The sequence below is a fragment of the Methanobrevibacter sp. UBA417 genome (assembly GCF_002508845.1).
GTDB classification, from domain to species: domain Archaea; phylum Methanobacteriota; class Methanobacteria; order Methanobacteriales; family Methanobacteriaceae; genus Methanobrevibacter_A; species Methanobrevibacter_A acididurans.
In genome coordinates, this window is record NZ_DAZC01000024.1 from 80285 (window position 1) to 88897 (window position 8613).

The 8613-nt window shown below is 27.7% G+C and carries 10 protein-coding genes; 2 read left to right on the forward strand and 8 right to left on the reverse strand.

The window, feature by feature from the left end:
* Nucleotide 1 precedes the first annotated feature (1 nt).
* The 7 genes from hmgA to BP769_RS04105 all read right to left on the reverse strand — a co-directional run bounded on the left by hmgA (nt 2) and on the right by BP769_RS04105 (nt 6600).
* Nucleotides 2-1204: a hydroxymethylglutaryl-CoA reductase (NADPH) gene (gene hmgA, locus BP769_RS04075; protein WP_409197583.1), complete on the reverse strand. Its 1203-nt coding sequence runs from the start codon at nt 1202-1204 to the stop codon at nt 2-4.
* 97 nt (nt 1205-1301) lie between these two features.
* Nucleotides 1302-2159: a succinate--CoA ligase subunit alpha gene (gene sucD / locus BP769_RS04080; RefSeq protein WP_409197584.1), complete on the reverse strand. Its 858-nt coding sequence runs from the start codon at nt 2157-2159 to the stop codon at nt 1302-1304.
* Between the two features lie 143 nt (nt 2160-2302).
* A complete protein-coding gene (locus BP769_RS04085) occupies nt 2303-3028 on the reverse strand; it encodes a hypothetical protein (protein ID WP_409197585.1) in 726 nt (241 codons plus the stop codon).
* A gap of 30 nt (nt 3029-3058) precedes the next feature.
* Nucleotides 3059-3505 (reverse strand): acetolactate synthase, encoded by a 447-nt coding sequence (locus tag BP769_RS04090; RefSeq protein ID WP_409197586.1) that lies wholly within the window; start codon nt 3503-3505, stop codon nt 3059-3061.
* A gap of 27 nt (nt 3506-3532) precedes the next feature.
* Nucleotides 3533-4831 carry a phenylacetate--CoA ligase family protein gene (locus BP769_RS04095; protein WP_409199087.1) on the reverse strand — a complete coding sequence of 433 codons (1299 nt, stop codon included), beginning with the start codon at nt 4829-4831 and terminating at the stop codon, nt 3533-3535.
* Between the two features lie 202 nt (nt 4832-5033).
* Nucleotides 5034-5351: a carboxymuconolactone decarboxylase family protein gene (locus tag BP769_RS04100; protein ID WP_409197587.1), complete on the reverse strand. Its 318-nt coding sequence runs from the start codon at nt 5349-5351 to the stop codon at nt 5034-5036.
* 55 nt (nt 5352-5406) lie between these two features.
* Complete coding sequence (locus BP769_RS04105) at nt 5407-6600, reverse strand: glycosyltransferase (protein ID WP_413824046.1); 1194 nt, start codon at nt 6598-6600, stop codon at nt 5407-5409.
* A gap of 173 nt (nt 6601-6773) precedes the next feature.
* Between BP769_RS04105 and BP769_RS04110 the strand changes: the two genes are divergently transcribed.
* Together BP769_RS04110 and BP769_RS04115 are read left to right on the forward strand one after the other, a co-directional pair.
* Entirely contained in the window at nt 6774-7430 is a 657-nt protein-coding gene (locus BP769_RS04110; RefSeq protein ID WP_413862135.1) for a Pr6Pr family membrane protein, read from the forward strand.
* Nucleotides 7431-7453: 23 nt separating this feature from the next.
* Nucleotides 7454-7879: a DUF3795 domain-containing protein gene (locus BP769_RS04115; protein WP_409197590.1), complete on the forward strand. Its 426-nt coding sequence runs from the start codon at nt 7454-7456 to the stop codon at nt 7877-7879.
* A gap of 53 nt (nt 7880-7932) precedes the next feature.
* Here BP769_RS04115 and BP769_RS04120 read toward each other — a convergent pair.
* On the reverse strand, nt 7933-8613 hold a 681-nt coding region (locus BP769_RS04120; protein WP_413862137.1), incomplete at its 5' end, for an NAD-dependent epimerase/dehydratase family protein.

Genomic DNA, 8613 nt, shown 5'->3' on the forward strand with positions numbered 1-8613 from the left:
ATTATCTTCCTAATTGTTCATGAGCACGTGCTAAATGTCCTGCTGCTAAAGCACCTATAAGAGATAATTCTCCAGCCATAACTGTTGAAACTACTACTTCAGCAAAGTCACGAACTGATCCGGAACCATTTAATCCTAAAATTTTTAACCCTTCATTAGCGGTTTCTAATCTTGTTCCCCCACCAACTGTTGCTAATGGTAAATCAGGCATATTTACACTGAAATATAAATCTCCATTACGATTTTCAGCATGAGTTATGCCTAATGATCCTTCAACAACATGTGCTAAATCTTGTCCTGTTGCTAAAAATATTGCTGCGACCATATTTGCATATTGAGCATTAAATGCCATTGTCCCTGAAACTGCACTTCCAAGTAAATTTTTAGCAATATTTACTTCAACTATTGATTCTGCAGTAGTTTTTAATTTTTTTTCAACAATTTCTTCTGGAATTAAAATATCTGCCACAACAGTTTTTCCTCGCCCTTCTATTAAATTCATATGAGAAGGTTTTTTATCAACACAAGCATTACCACTTAAAGCAATATGTTTAGCATTAGTTTCTTCAGATAATAATTTTAAAACTTTATCAGTAGCGATTGTAACCATATTCATTCCCATACTATCACCAGTACTGTAAACAAATCTAGGATAAACATATGCTCCCACAATTAATATTGGATCTATTTTTATTAATTTACCATGAGAAGTTGTTGACTCTGCTACTTCTTTAATTTTAGAGAAATTATCTTCAAACCATGTTTTAACTTTTATAGCTTCTACACTATTTTCTACTTTAATTACAGGAGCCCGAGTCATCTTATCACTAATAACCCTAGCATTACATCCACCAGAAGCTGTTATAGTACTTGCCCCACGATTAATACTAGCTAGTAATGCTCCTTCAGATGTAGCTAAAGGTACATAGTATTCTTTAGTACATGATTCTCCGTTTATTTTTAATGGCCCTATAACACCTAATGGAATTTGCACTGTACCTATAGGATTTTCAATATTTTTTTTCATTGCAGTATTCATATCAATATTATATGAACCAATATAACTTAAATCAGTGTTAGTTTTTTGAGCAATGAATTCTCGACGAATTTCTAAAGCTTCAGTAGCATCTTTTGTGAATTTATCTATTTGATAAAGTTTCATTTCACCATTAAATAATTTTTGGATGATTTCTTCTTTATTCATTATTATCAATACCTTTAAAAGAAAATTTTAAAGAAAAATATATTTTTAAAATTAGTTTTCATATTTTTTAAAAAATTAGAAAAAAATAAGAGTTTATTTAAACTTTGTTTAATAAGTTTACTATCTCAGATGGTCTTTTTGCAACTTCTACTCCAACATCATTAAATGCTTTAATTTTAGATAATGCAGTTCCACTATCTTCTTCAATAATTGCTCCTGCATGACCCATACGTTTTCCTGGAGGTGCTGTTAATCCTGCAATAAACCCTACTACTGGTTTAGTGATGTTTTCTTCTATATATTTTGCAGCTTTTTCTTCTGCATTTCCTCCAATTTCACCGATTAATACAATTTTATCAGTATCTGGATCATCCTCAAATTTTTGTAAAATCTCAGTGTATTTTGTACCTATTACTGGATCTCCTCCAATCCCTAAACAAGTACTTTGTCCGATTCCTGCATTAGTTAATTGTGATGCTATTTCATAGGTTAAAGTTCCACTACGACTTATTACTCCAACATTTCCAGGTTCGAAAATATGAGTTGGCATTATTCCAAGTTTACCTATACCTGGAGATATAATTCCTGGAGTGTTTGGACCTATAACTGTTTTTCCTTTACGATTAGCATATTCCATGATTTGCATACTGTCATGGACTGGAATGTGTTCTGTAATGATAATTACAAGATCCATATGTTTAATTGATTCAAAAGCTGCATCTTTAGCAAATGGTGCAGGTACAAATATTATACTAGTGTTTAAATCCTCGTTACTTGCAGCTTGTTCTATACTATCATAAACAGGAACCCCATATAACTCTTGACCACCTTTACCTGGTGTAACTCCAGCAACAATATTTGTATTGTAATCTAACATTTGTTTTGTATGGAAAGAACCTTGTTTACCTGTAATTCCTTGAACTAAGGCTCTTGTATCCTTATCTAATAATATCATAAACATTAACCTCTTATTTTATAATTTTTATAATAAATCTTTTAATCATAATTGTTAATCTAATATTTATCATTAGTAATATTAAAAGTTTTTTAAGATTTAAATGAATTAAATTAAATAAATGAAAAAAATATAAAAGTATTTTATTTAAGGATTCTAGTTTTATTCTCAAATGGTACAGCTAAATCTATAATATTACCATTTGTAAATGCAGTTGCGGAAACAAGCACACTACCAGGTATAACATTACATGGAGTATGACGCTTTACAAGATAAGTGTTTTTACAACCTAAACTTGCACCTATCATTGCTCCACTAATCACACCTATTTGTTCTAAATCTTCCACAGTAGCAACTATTACAGGATCATCGGTTTCATTACCCACATAACCAACACCAGGTATCTCATTAATATCTTCACTATTTAAAATGGAAACATCAGTGCAAGAACTTATTCCTTTAGCAGCTTGTATTGCACTTTCTGCAACATGTGCAACAAATGATTCCCCTCCATAAGTATCAAAATGTAATATTACGGCATCAGGAAATCTATCCTCTCGAATATTCGCAGTTGCATAACTAATCCCTTCACCTGCTTCCTCAGATGTTTTCCCAACACCTCCAATATCACCAATATCTTCAGCATTATCTCTTAATATATTAACTATTTCCTTATTGATTAATGGTAAATCTTCATCATTTACAATAGCAGAAATTACTACATCATCACCAGTAATATTAGTTAATCCTGCTTTAATAGCTCCTTTTTTTAATAGTTTGGGAATATCAGATTTTAAATTAGATATTAAATTTTCACTACATGATACATCATTATTTGATATATCCGCACCTATACATGTTATTTTCATAAAAATCCATCACAAAAAATAATTTGAGTATTATAAGTTATATACTTCATCAGCTGGAACAATTATTACATCATTTTCTTTTAAAATATTGGTAAGATTTTCAAGATTTGAAGTACATAATAAAAGAATAGCTTTTTCTGATTTTTCATGAGTAAAAGCATATAAATAATCAAGATTCATATTATTATCTTGTACTATTTTTAAAATTTTACTTAAACCACCAGGAGTATCATCTAATTGAACACCAACTACTAAAGTAACCTTAACTGTAAAGTTATGTTTTTCTAATTCCTCTTTACATTTAATTGGGTCTTGAACAACTAAACGTAATATACCAAAATCACTAGTATCTGCTAAAGATAAAGCTCTAATATTAATATTTGCATTAGCTAAAACATCTAATGCTTTATATAACCGTCCTTTTTTATTTTCTAAAAATATACTTAATTGTTTAATCATTTCGTTATCATTTGACATAATAAAAAAACACCTGAAAAGTTTTTTTTAATTAAAATTTCTTTTATCTAAAACACGTTTTGCTTTTCCTTCAAAACGTGGAAGAGTATGAGGTTCTACTAAGGTAATTTTTGCACGTAAACCTATTTCGTTTTGCACATAGTCCCCAATTGTTTTTTGTAAATTCACCATTTTAGTTACATCATCACTAAATAAATCAGGAGATGTTTCTACTTTTATTTCCATTTGATCCATTATATCTGGACGAGTAACAATTATTTGATAATGAGGTTCAACTTCACTTACGTGTAGTAATGCTTTTTCAATTTGTGAAGGAAAAACACTAACTCCTTTTACTTTAATCATATCATCATATCTTCCTTTGATACGTTCCATTCTTGTAAAAGTACGACCACATTCACATGTTTCATAATGTAGGGTTGTGATATCTTTAGTACGGAATCTTAAAATTGGCATTCCTTCCCGTTCAAGATTTGTTAAAACTAATTCTCCTTCAGTTCCCCCTGGAAGTTGTTTACCTGTTTTACTATCAACAATTTCAGGGTAGAAATAATCTTCTGCAATATGTAAACCATTTTGTGCTTCACATTCTACACCTATTCCGGGACCCATAATTTCAGTTAAACCGTAAATATTATAAGCTTCAGTATTATATTCTTTTTCTATACGTTTTCTCATTTCTTCAGTCCACATTTCAGCCCCAAAACCAATAGCTTTTATCCCTAATTGTTTTGGATTAATTCCTTCTTCTTTTGCAACTTCTGCCATATGTAAACCGTAAGATGGTGTAAATATTAACCCAGTAATATCAAAATCATTCATTATTTCAATTTGACGTTTTGTTTGACCAGTACTTATAGGTATTACAGTAATTCCGATTTTTTCCGCCCCATAATGTACTCCAAATCCTCCAGTGAATAATCCATAACCATGTGTATTTTGAAGAATATCTTCATCCCCAAGACCCATACCTGTTAATCCACGTGCCATTATTGTTGCCCAAGTATCCAAATCTTTTCGTGTATAACCTGAAACAACTGGTTTTCCTGTTGTACCAGAAGATGAATGAATTTCTATAATTTCCTTTTTAGGAACTGCAAACATACCAAAAGGATAACTTTCACGTAAATCATCTTTAGTAGTGAATGGTATTTTAGTAATATCTTCTAATGTTTCAATATCCTCTGGGTATAATCCAATTTCATTAAATTTTTTATGATAATAAGGTACACGTTCATAAGCTTGATGAACAGTGTCTTGTAATTTTTTCAATTGCAACTCTTCTAAGTCATCTCTTTGTATGGTTTCTTTTTCTTCATCCCACATTATCATTTAACAATTCTCCTAAAAAATACTAATTTCATATTAATTTATAAATATTATATTTAATTATTCTTTTAATTATACTAATAACTTATAGTTTTTATTTTATAAAAAAGTTTTTTAAGAATTGTTAAAAATTAAAAAAAATGAGAAATAGAAAAAAATAATAAAAAATGAAAAAATAAATAATTATAAAAAAATAGTATTAGAATACTTCATTAAGTACAGATAAGGATTTATTAAATGGTGGCATTCCAGAAGTTAATAAAACCACTTTTAATACATCTAAAATTTCATCACGAGTGATGCCTAATTCCTTTTTAGCACTTTCCATTTGTTTTTTGATAGCTCTAGTATCTGAATTTGATGCTGCTATTCCAATAGCTATTAATTTTTGTGTTTTATAATCTAATGCTTTTCCATCCCATACTGCATTATTTATATCTACAATAGCTTGGTATAATTCTTCATTATCATCTTTAACACGTTGCATGCTTTTACCATAGAATACTTCATCTTTCATTTAATGACCTCCAATTAATATTAATTATATACTACTTTTAGTAATATAAAGTTTTTTATATTAATTCATTTAATGCATTTTCAAATTCATTAACTTTAATCTCCCAATCACTACTTTTAACAAATTCTCTACCATTTTTAGCTATTTCATCATATTCCCCTTTATTTAATATATTTTGTACAGTATCAAGAACTTCACATGCATTATCCACATAAACAATACCATGATTCTCACCAAATTCATTATAAATTCCAGGTAGTTTAGTTGCAATAACGACTTTTTGCATTGCTAAATATTCATATAACTTAATTGGTACAATATCTTGCATTATTTCTTCATCTTTATATGCAGGAAGCAAACAAAATGTTGATGATGCTAAAAATTCAGGTATTTTAATATAAGGTTGACGTCCTGTGAGAATAAGTTGATCTTTAAGATTATATTCTTCTTTTATTTTTAGTAAGTCTTCATAGGCATCCCCATCACCTACAATTAAAATTTTCATTTTAGAATATTTTTCCTTATTTTCCCCTAATTTTTTAGCTAATTCTTTCATTCCAGCAAAATTATAAATAAATCCCATAAAAAAGAGAACTATATCATCTGATTGGATATTATATTCATCATAGATTTTTGAAGCATCTAATTTAGGATTATACTTTTTTAAATCTATACCTGCATCAATTAATATTGTTTTATCTGGATTAGATCCTAGGGATATTGCTAATTCTGATAGTTTTTGATTAATTGTTATTACTAAATCAGAATTTTTTAATGATTTAGTGAAAACTTGTTTTCCTATGCCTTGAAAGATTTTTTCAGGAATTAATGCATATAAATTATCTATTAAATAGTATACAAATGGTATATTGTATTTCTTTGCTAGTTTACTTCCAGTATAAGAATTAAGTAATCCTAATCCTAAAATAATGTCTGGTTTAAATTCTAATATTTGTTTTTTAATCTCTTTTTGGTGAGTGAAATACATACTTACATAATTTAATCCTTTAATTTTTATGAAACTTGGACGTATTACAGTAATATTTGTTTTTGGGTTGACTTTACAAACATTATTATGTTCTTCGCGGTTATAGATTAATCCATTACTCTCTTTATCATTAGACCAATCGATTGGATAATCAATAACTCTTATTTGATGTCCTCTCCCATCCATTCGATCCATAAGATGATGTTGTTGATGAGGGTTTCTTTTTAACCAGTCAGATTCTTGTAATACTAAAATTTTCATATGCAGTTAAGTCCTTTTTAATTTTTTTATTAATTAAATTAATTTTTGGTTTTTTCTAGTAATTATAATTTTTTATTAAAATTAAATGTGAAATTAATTAAATTTTAGAAAGAATAATTATTTTATATATGCAAAACAAAAAGGATTAACATATAATATAAGAGGTCTTAAATTTGAAAAAAAAAATCATAATTTCTAATTTAATGAAAATTTTAATTATTATAATTGGATTATGGGGTATTTATGAATCTATTACTAAATTTCCAAATAGTACAGTTAAATTATATTTTTACACTACTTTAACAAATATTGCTTGTATAATCTTTTCAATATTTTATTTATATAAAAACATAAATAAAAAAACATATAATGTAAATAAAGAAAGAATAATAAATATTATTTATTATATCATAACTGTCTCCATTTTTATAGTGTCATTAACTTATAATTTAATTATATTTCCTAATTATCATACAAGTCTTATTAATTATGGAATGGAAAATTTCATATTTCATTTAATTGTGCCAATATTATTTGTATGTGATTGGTTAATATTTGCTAAAAAGGATTCTTTAAATATTAAAAGTATTTATTATTGTTTAATACCATTTATAGCATATTTAATAGGTATTTATTTTAGAGCATTCTTTATTGGGACAAAAATTTTTAGTGGACCAAATAGTGGAAATTCTTTGTACCCTTATTTCTTTTTAGATATTGATAAATTAGGTTTAAGTAATGTAATCATCTATATTTTTATCATATTAATTTTAATATTAATATTAGGATATATATTAGAAAAATTTGGAAAAAAGATTAAATTAAACTAAAAAGTAAAAGGTTTTGAAAATTTATGAAAATGCCTGAAATTATAAAAAATGAATATTTTGCTCCTTGTGGTTTTAACTGCCTATTATGTGAAAAACATTTAAAAAATGATAATGCTTGTCCAGGTTGTAGAATTAGTGATTCTGGTAAAAGTAAAAGTAGTTTAAAATGTAAGATTAAAAATTGTTTTGATAAAAAGAATTTTAAATATTGTCAACGATGCAGTGAATTCCCCTGTAAATTAATTAAGAAACATGATAAAAATTCAAAGAAAAGATATGGATTAAGCACAGTTGATAATTGTAAAAAATTAGAAAATTCAGGTATTGGTAAAATTTTAAAAATGGATTTAGATAAGTACACTTGTGAAAATTGTGGTGGTGTAATCTGTTTCAATGATGAAACTTGTAGTGAATGTGGATTTGAATATATTGATATAAATAAAAAATAGTTATAAAAGAGGGAAAATTCCCCTTTTTTAAAAAAATTTCCCTTTTTCTATGTTTAATCAAATTCTGCTGATTTTTGAATGTCTTCCCAATTGTTTTCAAACCATTCATGTACTTTTATGAGTCCATCATCAAAGCTTACAGTTGGTTTGTATCCAAGAATATCATGTGCTTTATCTATACAACTTAAAAGTTTAGTTTTTGCATCCCAATTACGGCGTTCTGCATATGCTATTCCTTCTGTATTTCCAGTTAATTCATTTACTCTATTAGCCATATCTATTACTCGATGATCTTGTCCAGACCCTAAGTTAATAGCTTCTCCTATTGCTTCTTCTTCTATACCCATTGCAAGTAATCCACTTACTATATCTTCTACAAATGTCCAGTCACGAGTTTCTGTTCCATTTCCTGTAATTGGTAAAGCGAGATTATTCATACTCCAATAAAAAAAGTTAGGTATTACATTTCTATATTTTCCTGGTACTTCTCCGGGACCAAATACATTGAAGAATCTTGCATTTACTATTGGTAAATCATAAAGGTTATGGAAGTAATTAGTATATAGTTCACCAAGTAATTTTGTTACTTGGTATGGGGTGTGTAAGGAGATTGAAATGTCATCTTCTTTAAATGGCATTTTACTGTCTAAACCATATACTCCACATCCACTACTTGAGAATATGAATCTATCTACATTAGTGAGTTGGGAGTATTGTAAAACTTTTAACATTCC